Origin of the sequence: Streptomyces canus 299MFChir4.1, from assembly GCF_000383615.1 — a bacterium.
Taxonomy (GTDB): Bacteria; Actinomycetota; Actinomycetes; order Streptomycetales; family Streptomycetaceae; genus Streptomyces; species Streptomyces canus_C.
On the sequence record NZ_KB911601.1, the window covers coordinates 119,754 to 138,557 of the forward strand.

Sequence of the window (18,804 nt, forward strand, 5' to 3'; positions counted from 1 at the left end):
GCAAGGAGGTCCCGATGGCGGTCGAGGCGTTGGTCCCCGTACCGGACGATGCGGTCGCGGAGGTGAGGACGGCGACACGGCCGGCGCGCACCGAGAAGCTGGTGGTCGGTCTCCTCGCCAACACCAAGCGGAACGCGCCGGAGCTCCTGAAGGCCGTCGCGGCGCTTCTCGAGCCTGAACTCCCTGGCGTCGAGTTCGTCGGCCCGGTCGTCACCGAGGGGGTGATGCTCCCGTCCGCAGCGCAGCTGGACGACATGGTCGACCGCTGTGACGTCGTCCTCACGGGCCTCGGTGACTGCGGGTCCTGCTCGGCGACGACGATGCACGTCGCCACGGACTTCGAGGCGCGCGGCGTCCCGGCCGCCGCCATCTGCACGGAGCCGTTCCTCGCCTCTGCGTCCGCCATGGCCGCGCGCCGGGGCCTGCCGGGATATGTCTTCGCCCGCGTCGCCCACCCCGTGTCGAGTCTGGAGCAGCACGAGATCGAGGAGCGCGCCCGGCAAGCCCTGCCGCAAGTACTGACCATCCTGGGCATCGACGCACTCAGGGAAGCAGCACGCCGCGAGGAGCTCGTGGCCGGGATCGGCGAGGTGGCCGGATGAGCGACGCCAACGAGTACGACGTTGCGGTGGTCGGCGGTGGACTCGCCGCCCTGTCCACGGGTCTGTTCGCGGCGGGCTTCGGCCTGCGCACAGTGGTGGTGACCGAGATCGTGATGGGTGGCGAACTGATCAACCTCGAGGAGGTGGTGCACTTCCCCGGGATGTCCGATCCGATCTCCGGCAGTGAGCTGGCCAGCCGCGTCGAGGCGCAAGCGCTGGCGGCGGGTGCCGAGTTCGTGTTCGACGACGTCACCGAAATCGCCAAGGACGGCACCGGTTTCGCCGTTCGCGGCCTCGAAACAGACATCCGGTCTCGGACAGTCGTCGCCGCTATGGGAGCCGGCCGCCGACGTCTGGGCGTGGAGGGTGAAAGCGATCTGGAAGGTCGTGGCATCTCCTACTGCGGCACGTGCGACGGCCCGCTCTTCAAGGAAAAGTCTGTCGCTGTCATCGGAGACCACGACTTCGCCGGTCGCGAGGCGCTGGTCGTCGCCCGCTACGCATCGGCCGTCACCTTGATCACTCGCCGTGCGGAGCCCGACCTCTCCGACGCGACCAGGTCGGCCATCGACGAGAGCGACCGGATCCGTGTGCTGTCCCACGCGCAGGTGGAGACGCTGACGAACTCCGACGGGACGCTGGGAGCGGTCCAGGTCCGCGACCTCGAGACAGACGGAATCTCCGGCATCGACGTCGCGGGACTCTTCGTCAACGCCGGCCTGGAGCCGAGGTCGTCGCTGCTGCGGGGCCTGGTGGATCTCGACGCGGATGGCTTTGTACGTGTGGATGTCGGCATGAGGACCTCCCTGGAGGGGCTGCTCGCGGTGGGTGAGCTCAGGTCAGACTTCGTCGGCTACGCGGTCGCCGCGGCCGGTGACGGCGCTGCCGCCGCGGGGTCGGCGCGCCGCCTCATCAGGAGCTAGCCGTATACGGATGCGATGAGTCTTCCCCGGAGCGGGCAGGGCCTGGTCAGGCAACCGCGGTGGCGCCAGCCAGGGTGCAACGCACCCTGGTTCACCGCAGCGCGGGCACCAAAAATGGAGCCATGACCGATTCGAAGATCATCCTTGTCACCGGCGCCAGCAGCGGCATTGGTGCGGCAGTGGCGGCGCATCTGGCCGCCGAAGGACATCACGTCGTGGCCGGGGCTCGGCGCGAGGACCGCCTCACCGGACTGGCCGACCGGGTCCGTGCAGCCGGCGGCAGCATCGACGTGCGGCGCCTCGACGTCACCGACCGCGCGGACGTCGCCGCGTTCGTCGACGCCGCGGTGGCCGAGCACGGGCGGGTGGACGTCCTCGTCAACAACGCCGGGGTGATGCCGATGTCCCGGCTGGATGCGCTGCTCGTCGATCAGTGGGATCAGATGATCGACGTCAATGTGCGCGGGCTGCTGCACGGCATCGCGGCGACGCTGCCGCACTTCCAGCGGCAGGGTGGTGGACACTTCGTCACGATGGGGTCCACCGCGGCGCACGAACTCGTGCCGACGGGCGCGGTGTATTGCGCGACGAAGTTCGCGGCGTGGGCGATCACCGAGGGCCTGCGCCTGGAGGTCGACCCGTCGATCCGGGTGACGACCATCTCCCCCGGTGTGGTGGAATCCGAAATCGCCGAAACCATCACCGACCCGACTGCGGCCCAGGCGATCAAGGAATACCGGGCGGCCGGCGCCATCTCGCCGGATTCGATCGCCCGCGCGATCGCCTTTGCCATCGGAGAGCCGGCGGACGTGGACGTCAACGAGTTGATCATCCGGCCGACCGTGGCACGCTGATGACGCACCGTTGACTCTGCACAGAAGGGGCGCCCCGGCTCTGGCCGGCTCTGGGGCGCCCCTTCTCGGTGTCTGTGCTCAGCGGACGTTGACGTAGGCGACCTTGTCGTCGTCCCGCCGCACGCAGATGACGGCGGTCTCCGACAGCGGGCCTACGGCGCCCGGGTGATCGCGTCCGCCGACGCAGTCGACGGGATCGTGGCGCAGGTGCGGCGCGGTCACCGCCCCTGCCATCGGGGCGGCCGTCTCTCCTTGAAGGCCGCGATGCCCTCCGCGACGTCTCGTGAGGTGAGCAGCCGCGCCTGGAGCTCGGCCTGGAGGCCGAGCAGGTCGTCGGTCATTCCGTTGACTGCCGCGTTGACCAGGTGTTTGCTCGCCTGGACCGACAAAGGCGCGTTCTTCGCGATCCGCGCGGCCAGGGCCACCGCGGACTCCAGGGCACATCCGGGGTCGACCAGCTCGCTGACCAGGTGCAGGTCCGACATCCGCTCGCCCGTCAGCCGCTCGCCCGTCAAAGCCATCCGCATCGCCACGGAATGGGGAAGCTTGGTGGGCAGCCGCAGGAGACCTCCCGCGGAGGCGATCAGGCCCCGCGTGACCTCCGGCAGCCCGAGTTGGGCGGTACGCGAGGCCACGATGAGGTCGCACGCGAGGGCCATCTCGAAACCGCCGCCGAGGGCGTACCCCTCGATCGCGGCGATCAGCGGTTTGCGTGGTGGCCTTTCGGTGAGACCGCCGAAGCCCCGCCCCGGCACCATCGGCGACTGACCGGCCGCCACGGCGTGCAGGTCAGCACCGGTCGAGAAGGCCTTCGGCCCTCCGGACAGGACCCCGACGCGCACGGTGTCGTCCTCATCCAGCCGGGTGAAGGCATGCGCGAGCAGCTCGGCGGTGGACTGGTCGATGGCGTTGAGTACCTCGGGGCGGTTGATGGAGACGATCAGGACGTCACCCCGAACGTCAAGAATGACCGTGGGGTCCGCGTCGCCGCCTTCTGTGCTCATCGGTCAGCGCTCATCGACAGGGGGGCCGCGGCAGCTTGTTGGAGAAGGACTTGTCCCGTCACGGCTTCTCTCTCCTTGAGGTGCTGGGGTCCACTGGGGGTGGTCCTCACGAGCCGGCCGGTCCGGTGAAGACGATCGGCCGCCCCAAGGCTCCGAGGCCAAGAGTCTGCTGGAGGTGGTCGGTCTTCCACGCCATGACGACGCCGCCCACCAGGTCCCGGAAGATCCTTTCCAGCTTCTGGGCGGTGACGTAGCCGTGAGCGCCGCACACCTTCATGGCGCCCATCGACACTTCTTCGGACATGCGGCGCAGGTGGAACAGGGTTCGCACGAGGTCGCGGGCCGGCACGTCCTCCCCCGCGTCGAGCCGGGCCGCTACGGCGTGGAGCAGGTCGCGCCCCGTGCCCAGCCAATGGTCCATATTGCCGATGCCGGTCTGTGCCCACCCCTCATCGGCGCGGAACTGCGTCGTCGACGCATTGAAGGTGCCCTCGGCCATGTAGCCGTATCTGCGCTGGACGTGATCGACGGTGAAGTCCAGCGCCGCCTCAGAGAGCCCGACCCAGATCGCGGCGATGCCGAACGCCGTCGCGGCCGAGTCCGCGGTGCGACTCCTCTTGAACTCACTCACCGGTGCGATCAGGCACTCCTCCACCGGGATCCGCAGCCCGCGACACTCGATGTCGTTGCTTCCGGTCCCCCGCATGCCCATCGCGCTCCAGTTGTCGTGCTTGATCAAGCCGGTCTCGCCGATCCGGCCGAGCGTCAGCACGAAGAGGGGGTCTGCCGTATCGCCTGCCTCGACGATGCCGCCGAGCACGGCGTGTGTCGCGGCGTCACTCATCGACCCGAAACCGGCACGGCCGTCGAGGACGACGTCCCCTTGCTCCAGCCTGCACGACAGCCTGGCCCTCCTGGAGTCGAGCTCGGTCGAGGGGTTCGAGAACGCGCCGCAGATCGCTCCCCGCCCTTCCTTCACCGCGGCGAGCGCCTCGTCCCGGCGGGGAAACGACGGGAGCTGCCGGAGCGTGCGCACCCCCGCCCAGTTCATGTTGACCGCGACCGCGGTCGAGGCGTCGTGACGGCCGAGCAACTCCATGACGGCGATCGACAGCTCCAGCGGCGGTCCGTCCGGCCCGAACCGCGTCGACGCCGGCAGACCGACGATCCCCAGCTCCCGCAACGCGCCCACGTTGTCCAGCGCCATGCGTCCGGCACGGTCTGCCTCGACCACTCGGGCGGCGTACTCCTCGCGCACGAGAAGCTCGCCCAGTGCCTCCATGAGAAGCGCCGCCGCCCCAGGCTCAGTCGGGTTCTGCGCCACCACCATTGACGTCTCCCCTTCCGGAGTATTGCGAGCCTCTCGGACCTGCTCTTGTGCGATCGAGCCCGAGCCCGAGCCGGATCAGGAGCGCCACCGGGCAGCGACCCGCCAGGCCCTTCCGATCACCGCGTGGTGACAGGGCGCTGTGCGCTCAGCCGCCGGGCTGAGCCGGCCGCCTCACCCGGCGGCGACCACCGGGTTCCGCAGGGTGCCGATTCCGGCGACCTCCACCTCGACGACATCCCCTGCCCGGATCGGCTCGATCTCCGGTGGCGTGCCGAAGCAGATGAGGTCGCCGGGCCGCAAGGTCATGAAGCGGCTCACCCAGCTCACCACCTCGTCGGTCGACCAGTTCATCCGGGAGGTGACGGTGTCGGTGACGGCCCGGCCATTGATGCGGGCACGAAGAGCCGTGTCGTCCGGATCGAGCTCCGTCTCGACGACGGGGCCCAGCACACCGAAGGTGTCGAACGACTTTCCCGGAAGGAACGGGAAGTTGGTGCTCAGCCCGAGGTCCGTCGCCGTCACGTCGTTGACGCAGGTCCAGCCGAGGACGTGAGCGCGTGCCTCCTGAGGGGTGACCTCGTGGCAGGTCCTGCCGATCACGGCCGCGATCTCGGGTTCGTAGACCACGGTGCCGCAGATGCTGGGCAGGACGATCGCCTCACCGTCACCGATGAGGGAGCTGGTCGGCTTCACGAAGAAGCTCGGGCCGTCCCGGCCGTCCCGCCCCTTCCAGTTGCCGAGCAAGCAGACCACGGTGCTGGTCGCCGTGACCGGCTTGACGAGGTTCAGGGCGTCGGCCGGGCCGAGGTCGCGCCCCTCCCGCCCGAGGTCCTCGAGGTCGAGCAGCTCAATGGAGTGTTCCGCGTCGAGGCGGGCCCAGACCTCGTCGCCGGAGCCGAGCCGGATCCGCGCGATTCTCATGCCTTCGGCCCACCGGCGACGTAGAGCACCTGCCCGGAGACGAACGAGGCCTCCTCGCTGACGAAGAAAGACACCGCCGCGGCGATGTCGGCCGGCTGTCCCACCCGGCCGACGGGGATCTGCGCGGCGCGCATGACGGTGTATTCGTCGTACGGCATTCCGATCCGAACGGCGGTGTCCCGGGTCATCTCGGTGACGATGAACCCGGGCGCCACGGTGTTGGCCGTGACACCGAACTTGCCGAGTTCGATGGCCAGGGTTTTGGTGAAGCCCTGGAGCCCGGACTTCGCCGCGGCGTAGTTGGCTTGGCCCTTGTTGCCGAGCGCGGAGGTGCTGGACAGGTTCACGATGCGCCCCCAACCGGCGTCGACCATGTACTTCTGCGTGGCCCGTGACATGAGGTAGGCGCCGCGCAGGTGCACGTTGATGACAGCGTCCCACTCATCGGGCTGAAGCTTGAAGAGCAGGTTGTCGCGGACGATGCCGGCGTTGTTGACCAGCACCGTCGGTGCGCCCAGTTCCGCGACCACGCGATCGACCGCGGCCGCGACGTCGTCCTCCACCGAGACATCCGCGCCGACGGCCAGTGCCGTCCCGCCGGCGGCCTCGATCTCTTTGACGGTGGTGGCGCACGCCTCCGCGGTCAGGTCGAGGACGGCGACGGCACAGCCGTCGGCCGCCAGTCGAGTCGCGACTCCGCGGCCAATCCCTCGGGCACCTCCGGTCACGATGGCGACCGGGCTCCTGTTGTTGTCGAACACAGGGGCTCGTCCTTTCTGTAGGGAGATCGCCCAGCGGGCGACCTGTCCGAGTCAGCCGTTCAGGCGACCCGTTCGAAGATCGCGGTGAGCCCCTGCCCACCGCCGATGCACATGGTCTCCAGGGCATAGCGCCCCTCACGGCGCCGCAGCTCACGCAGCATGGTGGCGAGGATGCGCGCACCGGTCGCCCCGACGGGGTGGCCCAGCGAGATGCCGGAGCCGTGGACATTGACCCGGTCCCAGTCCGCGGCGCCGAAATCCCACTCCCGCGTCACAGCGAGAACCTGCGCGGCGAACGCCTCGTTGATCTCGATCAGGTCCATGTCGGCGAGGGCAAGGCCGGCCCGGTTCAGAGCCCGGGCGGTCGCCGGCACCGGCCCTATGCCCATGCGGGCCGGCTCGACACCGGCCGTCGCCCAGGTGACCAAGCGCGCGTACGGTGTCAGCCCGAGCCGCTCGGCCATCTCCCGAGTGGTGACAAGACAGGCCGCGGCACCGTCGTTCTGGCCACTGGAGTTGCCGGCCGTGACCGTCGCCTCCGGGTCCTGACGGCGAAGCACCGGCGCGAGCCGGGCGAGCGAAGCGGCGGTCGTGTCCGCTCGGACGTGCTCGTCGGCACTGACCGTGACCTGCTCGCCGTGCGGGCCCTTGGTGGTGATCGGGACGATCTCCTCGGCGAAGACGCCGGAGACCTGGGCCGCCGCCGCGCGGCGATGCGAGCGGACGGCGAGGTCGTCCTGGTCGTTCCGGGAAATGGCGTACTCGCGCCGCAGGTTCTCCGCGGTCTCGAGCATGCCGCCGGGGACCGGGTGGTGCTTGCCGCCGGCCGTGGTGCGCGCCCGGGCCAGTCGGTCGTGCAGCACCACGGATGCGGAGCGCGCAGGGAACCGGATCCCGTTCGTGTAGTGCTCGACCGCGCTCATACTCTCGGTTCCACCGGCGATGACGACGTCCGCGACTCCCGTCTGCACCTGCATCGCGGCTGTGCAGACCGCCTGCAGCCCCGATCCGCAGCGGCGGTCGAGCTGCATCCCGGGGACGGACACCGGCAGCCCGGCGTCCAGTGCGCTGACCCGGCCGATCGCCGGCGCCTCCCCGCTGGGGTTGCACTGTCCGAGGACGACCTCGTCGATGTCCTCGCCTGTCACACCCGTGCGGCGAAGCAGCTCGGCGACCACTGCCGCGGCCAGCTCGCCGGCCGAGACGCCGGCCAGAGCTCCGCCGTACCGCCCGACCGCGGTGCGCACGGGCTCGCAGATCACGGCATCACGCACCGATGGGCTCCTTCGCGGATGCCTCGGAGGCCAGCCAGGCCCGGATGGACTCGCCGGCGTTGTCCAGGGCGGGCGGGCGGTGCCGGTAACGCGGCGGCGTCAGGGAGTAGGTGACGGGATTGCGCACCATCGGCACCCCTTCGACGTCCACGACGGGTTCGAGGCCCAGCCGGGTCGCCATCTCCACGCCGCGCCGTACGTCGTTGATCGGACCGCACGGCAGACCGGCGCGGGTGAGCAGCTCGGCCCACTCGTCGGCGCCGCGAGTGGCCAGCACGGCTTCCAGCTCGGGGCGCAGTTCATCGCGGTGGTCGTTGCGCAGCCTCACCGAGGCAAACCGCGGGTCGGCCGCGAGGTCAGGCCGTTCAAGCACGTCACACAGGGTTCTGTACTGCCGGTCGTTGCCGGCCACGACGATGAGCTCTCGATCGGCTGTGGGCAGCGGGCCGTACGGGAACAGGCTGGGGTGCTCGTTCCCCATGCGCTGGGGCACCACCCCGCCGGCGACCCAGGCCGAGGACTGGTTGATCATCGACGAGAGGGCGCTGGAGAGCAGGTCGATTTCGAGGAGCTGCCCGTGACCGGTGGCGGTCCGGTGGTTGAGGGCTGCCAGGACCGCGACCGCCGCATGCAGCCCGGTCATCACATCGATGGCCGAGATACCCGTGCGCAGCGGGGGCCCGTCGGCCTCACCCGTCATCGCCATCATCCCCGAGGCCGCCTGGATCAGCAGGTCATAGCCGGGCAGGGCGGCGCCCCCACGAGTGCCGAAGCCGCTGATCGCGCAATAGACGACGCCCGGGTTGACAGCGGCGACCTGCTCGTAGCCCAGGTCGTACCGCTCCGTGGTCCCGGGCTTGAAGTTGTGGACGAAGACGTCGGCCCGGTGGGCGAGCCTGCGCGCCAGCACGAGGTCGCCCTGGTCGGCGAGGTCGAGCGCAACCGAGCGCTTGTTGCGGTTGACGGCCAGGTAGTACGTCGACTCGTCGTCTCGTACGGGCGGCTTGAAGGTCCTCGTGTCGTCGCCCGCCGGGCTTTCCACCTTGATCACCTCGGCGCCCAGATCGCCGAGCAGCATGGTGCAGTAGGGACCCGCCACGATGCGGGAGAAGTCCGCGACGATCAGCCCCGACAGTGGCCCGTCGCCCGACATCTCAGCTGCTCCTGGTGGGTTCGAAGATCAGTCCCTGCCATGTCCCTTCGGCGCGCCAGGCGCTGATGAGGTGATCGAAGGCGACGATGCCGGGTCCGTAGGCTCCGTTGCGCCTCGCGGCGGTCGCGTTGGGCTGCCCCTCGTTGTTGTAGTAGCCCGGGGTGCACGACTCGAGGAATTCGAGGTTGGCGCGCGAAGATTCGAACACCGTCTGGACCCAGGACTCCTCATCCGCGATGGCTACGTCGACCGCACGGGCGCCCCTGCGGTCCACCTCGTGGATGACCTGGCTGACGTGCCGGCTCTGGACGTCGAGGACGTGCGCGAAGTTCGAGCTGACGCCCACCTGGTTGAGGGCGATGATGAAGAAGTTCGGGAAGCCGTTGGTCTGCATGCCGTAGAGGGTCGAGATACCGGCCGAGAACTTCTCGCTGAGCTTGCGGCCGCCACGGCCGACCACGTCGTAACCGAGCCTGGTCGCGAACGGCGCCCCCACCTGGAACCCGCTGGCGAAGACGAGGCAGTCGACCTCGTATTCGGTGCCGTTGACGACGATGCCGGTCGGTGTGACGCGCTCGATGCCCTGTCCGTCGGTGTCGAGCAGGGTGACATTGGGACGGTTGAAGGTCTTGAGGTAGTCGTCGTTGAAACATGGCCGCTTGCACAGTGCGCGGAACCAGGGCTTCAGGCTCTCCGCCGTGACCGGATCGCGCACCGTGGCGGACACGCGGGCGCGGATCTCCTCCATCTTGGAGAAATCGTCGATCTCGTCCAGGACGCCGCCACTGAGTGTGCGCAGGCGGTAGATGGCGGTCCAGCCGTCGTTGACGAGGTCGGTCTCCGCGTCGCCGCCGGCCACGAAGGTCGAGAAGTTGTCCATCCGTTCGCGCTGCCAGCCATGCGGGAGCGATGCGGCCCAGGCCGGATCGGTCGTCCGGTTGTTGCGCGGGCTGACCGCCGACGGCGTGCGCTGGACGACGTACAGGTGTCCGGCGCTTGCGCCCAGGTGGGGCACGGCTTGGATGGCTGTCGCTCCCGTTCCGACGATCGCGACCTTCTTGTCCGCGAGCCCCTCGAGCCCACCGGAGCTGTCGCCCCCGGTGTAGTCGTAGTCCCAGCGGGTCGTGTGGAAGGTGTGCCCTCGGAAGGACTCGATACCGGGCACTCCCGGGAGCTTCGGCTTCTGCATCGCGCCGGCGGTCATGCAGACGTACCGGGCGGTGAACACGTCGCCGCGGTCGGTCTCGATCGTCCAGTGTCCGGCGTCCTCGTTCCACGTGACGCCCGAGACCCGGGTCTGGAGCAGGGCGTTGTCGTAGAGACGGTAGTGCCGGGCGATCCGTCGGCAATGCTCGAGGATCTCGGGTGCCTTCACATATTTCTCGGTGGGTATGTAGCCCGTCTCCTCCAGCAGCGGGAGGTAGATGTAGGCCTCGGTGTCGCACGCGGCGCCGGGGTAGCGGTTCCAGTACCACGTGCCTCCGAAGTCACCGCCCTGCTCGACGAGCCGAATGTCCTCGTAGCCCAGGTCGCGCAGGCGCGCGCCGAGAAGCAGTCCGCCGAATCCTCCGCCGATCACGGCGACGTCCACGTGGTCGGACACCGCTTGGCGCTCGATCCTCGGTGTGTAGGGGTCGTCGATGAAATGCGCGAGTTCGCCCTCGAGCGCCTGGTACTGGCGTGAGCCGTCCGGACGCAGCCGTTTGTCCCGCTCGATCCGATACTTCACTCGCAGCGCGTCGGGGTCGAACCCGAGTGCCTGCTTGTCTGCCTGAACTGTCACCTGACGTCTCCTGGGGAGGCTGTGGGGCGGGCCGCGTTGCGGCATATCGCTGCGATGATCTGGGGCCAGGCTTCTGGCACGATGCCGTGACCCATGCCGTCGACGACCTCGAGCCAGGCGCCCGGTACGGCGTCCGCGATGGCCCGGCCGCCGCTGATGTCGACCAGGCGATCGTCCGTGCCATGGATGGCGACGGTCGGCACGCGCAGATCACGGAGCTCGGGCGTCCGGTCCGCCGAGGCGATCGAGGCCGCCTGCTGACGGATCCGGCCGGCCGGGTCGTGTGCGCGGTCGTACGCCGCGGCCGCACGGGTTCGCGCCGCGTCCTCGTCGAACGGGAAGCCGTTTCCGGCCAGCGCACGCGAACGTTCCACGGCCGCCTCGACGACTCCCTCACGGGTCGCCGGAGCGGGCCGGCGCATCAATTCCATGGTGGCGGGGTCCGCCTGGCCGACCGATCGGTCGCCGGTGCTCGACATGACCAGGCAGAGGGAGCGAACTCGCTCGGGCCAGTGGATCGCCATGAGCTGAGCGACCATTCCTCCCATCGAGGCACCGAGAATGTGGGCGCGATCGATGCCCAGAGCGTCGAGGAGTCCGACGCTGTCGGCCGCCATGTCCTTGAGGGTGTAGGGCAGGGTGCTGAGATCGCCGCGTCGGATCGCGGCCAGGTCAGGGGTGCCCTCCATGCGTTCCGACAGACCGACATCGCGGTTGTCGAAGCGGATCACGTAGAAACCCGAGTCGACCAACTGGTCGCAGAAGCCCATGTCCCAGCCGTTCAGCTGGGTACCCATCCCCATGATCATGAGAAGCGGCGGGTCCGCGGGGTCGCCGTATGTGGCACAGCACAGGGTGATCCCGTTGGCGGTGACCGACCTCGTGCCCCCTGCTCTCAGGTCGTGGCGGGTCGATCCCACCGGTCCTCCTCGTCTCCGCACCCGTCGGGAAGTCCCGGCCGGCGTCCGGCTCGCTCTTTCGGGGCTGTCAGAAGAAGTTGCTGAGGTTCTGCGACAGCAGGACGGTCTGGTCGAGGTAGATGTCGCGCCGTGCGATCCGGAACCCCTCCTCGGTGCGCCGGAGCACGTCCTCGCGGCGTCCGATCCACTCGTCGATCTCCGACTTGAGCCGTGTTCGGTAGAGGTGGAAGCAGGTCTCGACCGTCAGCTCGGTGCCCAGGTCCTCGATGATGCGGACGTTGGTCACGAGGTGGCGGGTCCGTGACGGCGGATCTTCGGCCCAGGCCGTGCCGGTGCCGAGTTTCTGCACCCGGCCGACGAGGGTGGCCTTGTCGTCGTCGAAGAACGCCATCTCGCCCGGCTGAGTGAACTCCCGGGAGAGGTTGCGGCGCGGCACTGTCCGGCGGATCGGCATGAAGTACGCCGTGTCGTCGGTGAACAGGTCGACCCACTCCTCGAACCGCTGGTGGTCCAGCAGGGCGGCCTCGTGGGTGTAGAACTGCTCGACCTCGTACTGCAGGTACATCGCCGCGATCTTCTCCGGCGCGATGGTCGTCTCCAGGTGCGCAGTTGCCATGACTCGTCAGTCCTCAGATGTAGTCGCCGGGCGTGGTGGCCGAACGCAGCTCGTCCCAGCTGGTGCCCTTGACCCACGCAAGCCACGACAGATAGGTCCACAGCTGTGCGTGCTCGTTGACGGGGGCCTCGATGCGGGCCACACCGTCCTCGTGGATGATCTTTCCGCGTCCCAGGCCCATCTTCAGGAGCTGCGGGATGTCCCGGCTGGCGCCCCCGCGGGTCTGCGCCGTGCTCTGCGACCAGTTCTCTCCGTCCTCCTGCTCCAGGAAGCCCGCCGGCCCAAACGAGTGGATCTGGCGGCCGAGTTGGGCCTTCTGCTCCTCGGGCGACTCGTTTCGGTCCTTGAAGCTGAACCACCACACCTCGGTGACTCCCGCGCTGCGCGGCACCCGGAGGCTGATCTGCGCGTCCATCGTGAACCAGGCGGTCGGGAAGAGATGCGGGTGGCCGGCGAACCGGGACCCGACCGGGCCGAGGGCCGCGAGCGGACCGGGGTTCCGGCGCCAGGTGACGAGCTCGTGCATCTCGGGAGGCAGGGTCCTCAGCATCGAGTCCAGGCTCGGACCCGAGATCGCGTGCCCGTACTCGCCGAGCGCGACCAGGGTGTCGAGGTCCGTGGGAAGCCGCTGCACGCCCAGAGCCTTGCCTTCGTCGGTCTTGGCACCACCGGTGTCGTTCACGTCGGCACTGGGGATCATCCCGACGGCCTGTGCCGAGATATGGGTGATCTGCGGGTGGTAGTAGTCGAAGGCGTTGTCCGCGGTGAACTTCCAGTTGCAGTTGAGCGTGAACTTCTGCACACCCGGGCGGGCCTCGATGTCACCCCGCTCGGCCAGCAGGTCGATGGCGATCCGCCCGGTGCGTCCGAGGAATTCCAGCAGTGGCGGTGCCTGCGGGTCCATGGTCGCGAAGATGAACCCCTTGTAGTTGTCGAGCTGGGCCACCTTGCGCAGGGGGTGCTTCGTCCTGTCCAGCTCATCACGATAGAAGTCCGACATTCCAGGCACCCCGACGAGTTCGCCGTCCAGGCCGAACGTCCAGCCGTGGTAGGTGCACATGAAGTTCCGGACGTTGCCCTCCTCGGCCCGGCAGACCGCGTTGCCGCGGTGAGTGCAGGTGTTGAGCAGCGCCTTGATGCTGCGGTCGCGCTGGCGGACCACGAGGACGTTGTCCTTGCCCATGGGAGCCTCGAAGAAGTCACCCTTCTTCGGGATCTGCGTCTCATGGCACAGGAAGAGCCAGGCCCGCCCGAAGATGTGCTGCATCTCCAGCTCGAAGATCTCCTCGTCACTGAAGATCCTGCGGTCCAGCTCCCCGGTCGCCACGTTGACGAGCGACTCGAGGTGGGCGGTGGTTCCAGGTGCCTCGATGGTCATGTCAGTTCTCCACTCGTCGCTGAGGAAGGTCACGCAGGGTCGAAGATGTGGCCCCAGTACGCCGAGGCGTCATAGGTCACGACGGACCAGGTCTTTTCGTCGATGAGCAGCCCGTCGGTGCCGTACTCGACACCGAAGCCGGACGGGGACTGCACGTAGAAGGACAGCATCTTGTCGTTCGTGTGGCGTCCGAGCGTGGCGAGCTGCCGGATCTTGCGCCGCTGCACCTTGTCCAGGGCGCGGCCGACGACGTCGAGGTCGTCGACCTCCACCATGAAGTGGTTGATCCCTGCCGGTCCGTCCCCGTAGATCGGGGCCACCGCGAGGGAGTGGTGCCGCGCGTTGGTGTGCAGGAAGGTCAGGAGCATCCCCGGCACCGGGATGATGTGGTCGCTCACCTTGAAGCCGAGGACACGCCGGTAGAACTCGATCGTCTCCTCCACGTTGTCGCTCACCACGACGACATGGCCCAGTCCCGTGTCCGCGCCGTCGGGCGTTGTCGTGACGAACCGTGCGCCCGTGGGTGAGATGAACGGCTCCTGCAGCATGCTCGGGCCGTAGTGGAACTCCAGCGCGTAGCCGGCGGGATCGCGGCAGCTCAGCAGTCGGCGCACGCCGCGCAGATCGGCGAGCCGCGCATCGTCCTTGTAGTCGACGCCGGCCGCGTCGAGTGCGGCCGCCACCTCGTCGAGTGCGTCAGGCCCGGAGACCTGCCAGCCGACGTAGTCGAGCTCGTCGTCACCGGCCCGCAGTGTGAGGCGATGAGCACGCTCGTCCATGCGCAGGACGAGGGCGGCCTCACCGTCGATCTCCTGACGAGATGCTGTCATCCCTAGAATTTCGGTCGCGAAGACCTCCCAGTCCTCCAGGCTCTTCACCCGCAGGCCCAGGTAGCCGAGTGCCTCGACTCTCGTCATGCGTTGATCCGTCCCCTCTGGTTCGCGTGTGGCGCCGGTCCACCGATCGTGCGAGGAGACGGCGCATCCGACAACAAAGCTGTTCCGTCTGTTCGAACCGCGGTTGCATCAGGCGACCAATTTGCTGACCTGGCCGCACAGTTGCTCGGCCGCTTTGAGCATCGCGCCCTTGTAGCGCAGGACGGAGCGGCCTGTGGCCTCGGTCGACAGCGACAACGCCGCTACGGGTTTGTGAGTCCTGCGGTCGAGGACTGGCACCGCGATGCACGAGACGCCGAGGAACGTCTCCTCGAAGTCGGTGGCGAAACCCTGGTCGCGGACCTGGTCCAGGGCCCGCTCCAGCAGGCCGTGGGTGGTGATGGTGAATGCGGTGAACCGGTAGTAGCGAGCTTGCATGGAGCCGCCGGGCGGTGAATCGGAGAACGCGAGTATCGTCTTCCCGAGCGCCGTCGCGTACTGCGGTCGACGCATGCCGACCGCGGTGTTGATCCGGACGGAGTCCGGCCCGAACAACTTTTCGACGTACAGCACGCTCGATCCGGCAGGCACAGCGAGGTGCACTGTTTTGCGGGTCTGCGCGTAGAGCTCGGTCAGCACCGGCATCGCGCGATCCCGCAAGCCGTTCGCACGTGCGACGGCGACCTGGTTCCCCAGCTCGAACGTCCGGGTCGACAGCGCGTATTTGTCGCCTGCCCGTCGTACGTAACCGCTCTCGATGAGCACTGCCAGGAGGCGGTGTGCGGTCGCTTTGGGAAGGCAGACGACCTGAGCGAGCTCTGAGACACCCATGACCGCGCGAGGTCCGCCCAGCGCGTCCAGGAGAGCGAGCGCCTTGCCTGCCGAGGTGTCGTGGCTGCTGTCGGTCCCTGCGTTCTTGGCCTGCTGGAGATCCATCAGACCCTCCTCTCCCGACTGGCTTACACCGTTCCACCCTGAGGAACATTCGAGATGTAAGATACGGTATCTCAGACGTCAATGGTCAATGGTCGGTGGCGAGTGACTTTCCTGAAGGAGAACGGCATGCAGCACAGCGCGATCGTGGGGGCCAGTGCCGCGGGCGTCTCTGCCGCGATCTCGATGCGCTCGCTCGGACATGACGGACGGATCACGATCATCGATCGTGACCCTCACCCGCCGTACGAGCGCCCACCTTTGTCGAAGCTGACGGACCGCACACTCCGTCCGATCGTCCCCCCCAGCAGATTCACCGAACTCGACATCGAGCTCCGGCTCGGCTCCGAGGTCCGCGGCGTCGATCCGGTCTCTCGCACGCTCCACCTCGATGCCGACGACTCTCTGAAGATCGACACCCTCCTGCTGAGCACCGGGGTCGCGGCGCGGCGACTGACCGTCCCGGGCTCCGATCTGGCCCACGTTCTCGTACTGCGTGATGCGTCGGATGCCGCCCTGCTGGCGGACCGCTTCTCCACCGGCGGCCCCCTCGTGATCATCGGAGCGGGCTTCATCGGACTCGAGATCGCCGCCCTCGCCCGCGAGCAGGGGCTCGACGTCACCGTGGTCGAGGTCGGCCCCCGACCACTGCAAACGCTTGACGAGCGCGTCGGCACCCATGTGCTCGACCTCCACCGGAGCCAGGGAGTGCGGTTCGTCCTGGGTCGAACCGTGCGGCGGTTGGAGGGCGTGGACGCTGTCGAGAAGGTCGTTCTCGACGACGGCACCCGGCTCTCGGCGGCGACGGTCGTCGTCGGCATCGGGGTGGAGCCGCGCACCGAACTGGCCCGCGCGATCGGCGTACGCACGGACAGCCAGGGCATCGTCGTCGACGCCTACGGACAGACCGACGTGCCGTGGGTGTACGCCGCGGGAGACGTGGCGAGTCAGCCGCACCCGCACCTTGTCACCGGGCCGGGCCGCATCGAGCACTGGGACGTCGCCCTGAAGCACGGCGCCGCAGTGGGCGCCACCATGGCCGGGCATCCGACGGCGTTCACCGAGACGCCGTACGTCTGGTCCGATCAGTTCGGACGCACATTCCAGATGTTCGGACGTCCCCACACGACCGACGAACTTGTCATGCGGCGCGATGCCACCCCGGAGTCCTACCTGGGGTTCTGGCTCCGCGACGAAGTCGTCGTCGCCGTCTGCGGCTTCGACCGCCCTCGCGATGTCGGAGCCGCACGCCGACTCATTCAGCTCCCCGTCGGAACCCACCGCGACGCGCTGGCCGACGACGGGCTGGAGCTCAGGAACCTGATCAAAACCATCACGCGCGGCTCAAGCCCGCGACCCGACTCCAAGAAGGGTGTGACGATCACGTGACGTGGACGAAAGCCTGCAGCACGTCCGACCTCGAAGAGGGCGAGGGCTTCCAGCTCAAGCGGGAGCGCCCGATCGCCCTCTTCAACGTCGACGACGAATACTTCGCGATCGACGACACCTGCACACATGACGAATCGTCCCTGGCTGACGGATACGTGGAGGGGGACGTGGTCGAGTGCGCGTGGCACTTCGCCAAGTTCTGCATAAAAACCGGAGCCGTGCTCAGTCTCCCGGCGACCTGCCCGGTCAGTACCTACGCCGTCAAGGTCGAGGGCGACGACGTCTTCGTCGACCTTCCCGGCTGAGCCACCCATCCGACCGACGAGGAGCCCGCACCCCATGAAGACCCAGACCGGTTCGATACCAGCTCCCACCTACGACAGCACGAAAAGGATCGTTCGTACTCCGGACTACGAAATCCAGATCAACGAAGCCGGCGAGGGCCACCCGGTCCTGCTGATCCACGGCACTGGCCCCGGTGCGACGGGATGGTCCAATTTCGCCCCGAACATCGGCCCTCTGTCACAGCGCTTCCGGGTCATCGCGGTCACCATGCCGGGCTGGGGCGAGTCGAGCCGCCAGAACGTGGAGTCCGGCTTCGACCAAGGCGAGGCGGTCAAGCAGCTCATGGACGCCCTCGACATCGAGCGGGCGGCGATCGTGGGCAACTCGATGGGGGGCGGAGTCGGCATCATCATGACGGCACGCTGGCCGGAACGGGTGTCTCACCTGATCACGATGGGATCCGGGGTGTGGGGCGTGAACGTGCTGTCCCCGGCCGGAATGACCGAAGGGTTCAAGGTTCTCGTCGAAACCTACCAGGACCCGTCGCCGGAGAACTTCAAGCGGTTGGTCCAGGTGATGTGCTTCGACCCCACCTTCGCAACCGACGAGCTCGCTGAACAACGGTCGCAGGCGGCACTGGCGCACCCTGATCACCTCAGCGACTGGCTCGAGCGTGCCAAGGTCGGCTTGGGTCAGGAAGCCTTCATGTCCGCGGCACAGGCTCTGCACACCTCCAGCGTGCCGGCGCTCATCATCCACGGCCGCGATGACCGAACCGTGCACTGGGAAATCAGTCTCCGCGCGATGTCGATGATCCACGACTCGCGGATGGTCATGTTGAACCGATGCGGCCACTGGGCACAGCTCGAGCATGCCGCGGAGTTCAACCGGCTCGTGACCGAGTTCGTCACCAACCACCACTGAGCGGACCCGAGGGAAAGGACACATCGACGTGCGCGGACTTGAGGGACGTGTCGTCCTGCTCACCGGCGGCGGCTCCGGGGTCGGGCGAGCCATCGTGGACCGCTTCCTCGACGAGGGCGCGCGGATCGTGGTCCTCGAACGAGACCCGGACAAGGCCGCCGCGTTGGACGCGATCGGCAGCAGCGACCTCAGCGTCGTCACCGGCGACGTCACCTCGTACGCGGACAACGAGCGGGCCGTCGCTGCTGCCGTGGACACCTTCGGCCGGCTCGACGTATTCATAGGCAACGTCGGGTTGTGGGACTTCAGCCGCAATCTGGTGGACCTCTCGCCGACCGAGCTCGAAACCGGGTTCCGTGAACTTTTCGCCGTGAACGTGCTGGGCTACCTGCTGGGCGCGAGGGCAGCAGCGGCCGCACTCAGAAAGTCGCGCGGCACGATCATCCTCACGCTGTCCAACGCGTCCTTCTATCCACAGGGCGGCGGCGTCCTCTACACCGCGACGAAGCATGCCGGACTCGGCGTTGTGCGGCAGCTGGCCTATGAGCTGGCACCGGAGATCCGGGTGAACGGGGTCGCTCCGGGAGGAATGGCGACAAACCTGAGCGGACCGAAGTCGCTCGGCCTGGATCAGCGCCAGATCAAGGACATTCCGATCCAGGAGTACCAAGAGAAGTACTCAGCCCTGGAGAGGGTGATCGAACCGGCCGACTACGTCGGGACCTACGTCCTGCTGGCCTCGAGCGGTGACGCCCTCACCGTCACCGGAACGGTCTTCGACATCAGCGCGGTGGGTACGCCTCAGCGCCCACGGTGACGGGAGGTGGCGACGGGCGCAGGCTCACTCCACTTCTCACGCGGCCACTACAGCCATCGGCT

The 18,804-nt window shown here is 68.1% G+C and carries 20 protein-coding genes; 7 read left to right on the top strand and 13 right to left on the bottom strand.

The window, feature by feature from the left end; genetic code table 11:
- Window positions 1-14 precede the first annotated feature (14 nt).
- The 3 genes from H293_RS53865 to H293_RS0132685 all read left to right on the top strand — a co-directional run bounded on the left by H293_RS53865 (window position 15) and on the right by H293_RS0132685 (window position 2,379).
- Window positions 15-602 carry a UGSC family (seleno)protein gene (locus H293_RS53865; RefSeq protein ID WP_020122033.1) on the top strand — a complete coding sequence of 196 codons (588 nt, stop codon included), beginning with the start codon at window positions 15-17 and terminating at the stop codon, window positions 600-602.
- The gene (locus H293_RS0132680; RefSeq protein WP_020122034.1) at window positions 599-1,525 is read left to right on the top strand and encodes an NAD(P)/FAD-dependent oxidoreductase; all 927 of its coding nucleotides are present in this window, start codon (window positions 599-601) and stop codon (window positions 1,523-1,525) included. The genes H293_RS53865 and H293_RS0132680 overlap by 4 nt, the downstream gene beginning before the upstream one ends.
- Before the next feature lie 122 nt (window positions 1,526-1,647).
- Window positions 1,648-2,379 carry an SDR family oxidoreductase gene (locus H293_RS0132685; RefSeq protein ID WP_020122035.1) on the top strand — a complete coding sequence of 244 codons (732 nt, stop codon included), beginning with the start codon at window positions 1,648-1,650 and terminating at the stop codon, window positions 2,377-2,379.
- Window positions 2,380-2,457: 78 nt separating this feature from the next.
- On the opposite strand, the gene H293_RS58570 is transcribed toward H293_RS0132685, so the two are convergent.
- From H293_RS58570 to H293_RS50460, 13 genes are all read right to left on the bottom strand, one after another.
- Window positions 2,458-2,613, bottom strand: a complete 156-nt coding sequence (locus H293_RS58570; protein ID WP_020122036.1) for a hypothetical protein — start codon at window positions 2,611-2,613, stop codon at window positions 2,458-2,460.
- Window positions 2,598-3,383 (bottom strand): crotonase/enoyl-CoA hydratase family protein, encoded by a 786-nt coding sequence (locus H293_RS0132695; protein ID WP_020122037.1) that lies wholly within the window; start codon window positions 3,381-3,383, stop codon window positions 2,598-2,600. Before H293_RS0132695 ends, H293_RS58570 begins: the two co-directional genes overlap by 16 nt.
- Window positions 3,384-3,489: 106 nt before the next feature.
- The gene (locus tag H293_RS0132700) at window positions 3,490-4,713 is read right to left on the bottom strand and encodes an acyl-CoA dehydrogenase family protein (protein ID WP_106968462.1); all 1,224 of its coding nucleotides are present in this window, start codon (window positions 4,711-4,713) and stop codon (window positions 3,490-3,492) included.
- 171 nt (window positions 4,714-4,884) lie between these two features.
- Window positions 4,885-5,634: a fumarylacetoacetate hydrolase family protein gene (locus H293_RS0132705; protein ID WP_020122039.1), complete on the bottom strand. Its 750-nt coding sequence runs from the start codon at window positions 5,632-5,634 to the stop codon at window positions 4,885-4,887.
- Entirely contained in the window at window positions 5,631-6,395 is a 765-nt protein-coding gene (fabG, locus tag H293_RS0132710; protein ID WP_020122040.1) for a 3-oxoacyl-ACP reductase FabG, read from the bottom strand. Before fabG ends, H293_RS0132705 begins: the two co-directional genes overlap by 4 nt.
- Window positions 6,396-6,454: 59 nt before the next feature.
- Window positions 6,455-7,669: an acetyl-CoA C-acetyltransferase gene (locus H293_RS0132715; protein ID WP_020122041.1), complete on the bottom strand. Its 1,215-nt coding sequence runs from the start codon at window positions 7,667-7,669 to the stop codon at window positions 6,455-6,457.
- Window positions 7,662-8,822, bottom strand: coding sequence for a CaiB/BaiF CoA transferase family protein (locus tag H293_RS0132720; protein WP_020122042.1), 1,161 nt, complete (start codon window positions 8,820-8,822; stop codon window positions 7,662-7,664). Before H293_RS0132720 ends, H293_RS0132715 begins: the two co-directional genes overlap by 8 nt.
- Window position 8,823: 1 nt before the next feature.
- Window positions 8,824-10,605, bottom strand: a complete 1,782-nt coding sequence (locus H293_RS0132725) for a flavin-containing monooxygenase (protein ID WP_020122043.1) — start codon at window positions 10,603-10,605, stop codon at window positions 8,824-8,826.
- A complete protein-coding gene (locus H293_RS0132730) occupies window positions 10,602-11,414 on the bottom strand; it encodes an alpha/beta fold hydrolase (protein ID WP_106968466.1) in 813 nt (270 codons plus the stop codon). The genes H293_RS0132725 and H293_RS0132730 overlap by 4 nt, the downstream gene beginning before the upstream one ends.
- 178 nt (window positions 11,415-11,592) lie before the next feature.
- Window positions 11,593-12,141 carry an aromatic-ring-hydroxylating dioxygenase subunit beta gene (locus H293_RS0132735; RefSeq protein WP_020122045.1) on the bottom strand — a complete coding sequence of 183 codons (549 nt, stop codon included), beginning with the start codon at window positions 12,139-12,141 and terminating at the stop codon, window positions 11,593-11,595.
- Between the two features lie 13 nt (window positions 12,142-12,154).
- Window positions 12,155-13,519 (bottom strand): aromatic ring-hydroxylating oxygenase subunit alpha, encoded by a 1,365-nt coding sequence (locus tag H293_RS0132740; protein ID WP_020122046.1) that lies wholly within the window; start codon window positions 13,517-13,519, stop codon window positions 12,155-12,157.
- A gap of 29 nt (window positions 13,520-13,548) precedes the next feature.
- Window positions 13,549-14,436 carry a VOC family protein gene (locus H293_RS0132745; protein WP_020122047.1) on the bottom strand — a complete coding sequence of 296 codons (888 nt, stop codon included), beginning with the start codon at window positions 14,434-14,436 and terminating at the stop codon, window positions 13,549-13,551.
- Between the two features lie 108 nt (window positions 14,437-14,544).
- Window positions 14,545-15,330 (bottom strand): IclR family transcriptional regulator, encoded by a 786-nt coding sequence (locus H293_RS50460; RefSeq protein WP_020122048.1) that lies wholly within the window; start codon window positions 15,328-15,330, stop codon window positions 14,545-14,547.
- Between the two features lie 126 nt (window positions 15,331-15,456).
- Between H293_RS50460 and H293_RS0132755 the strand changes: the two genes are divergently transcribed.
- The 4 genes from H293_RS0132755 to hcaB are packed head-to-tail and all read left to right on the top strand — an operon-like array spanning window position 15,457 to window position 18,742.
- Window positions 15,457-16,716, top strand: a complete 1,260-nt coding sequence (locus tag H293_RS0132755; protein WP_020122049.1) for an NAD(P)/FAD-dependent oxidoreductase — start codon at window positions 15,457-15,459, stop codon at window positions 16,714-16,716.
- Complete coding sequence (locus H293_RS0132760; RefSeq protein ID WP_020122050.1) at window positions 16,713-17,021, top strand: bifunctional 3-phenylpropionate/cinnamic acid dioxygenase ferredoxin subunit; 309 nt, start codon at window positions 16,713-16,715, stop codon at window positions 17,019-17,021. Before H293_RS0132755 ends, H293_RS0132760 begins: the two co-directional genes overlap by 4 nt.
- A gap of 34 nt (window positions 17,022-17,055) precedes the next feature.
- Window positions 17,056-17,925, top strand: coding sequence for an alpha/beta fold hydrolase (locus H293_RS0132765; protein ID WP_020122051.1), 870 nt, complete (start codon window positions 17,056-17,058; stop codon window positions 17,923-17,925).
- 28 nt (window positions 17,926-17,953) lie between these two features.
- The gene (hcaB, locus tag H293_RS0132770) at window positions 17,954-18,742 is read left to right on the top strand and encodes a 3-(cis-5,6-dihydroxycyclohexa-1,3-dien-1-yl)propanoate dehydrogenase (RefSeq protein WP_020122052.1); all 789 of its coding nucleotides are present in this window, start codon (window positions 17,954-17,956) and stop codon (window positions 18,740-18,742) included.
- The last annotated feature ends 62 nt before the right edge of the window (window positions 18,743-18,804 follow it).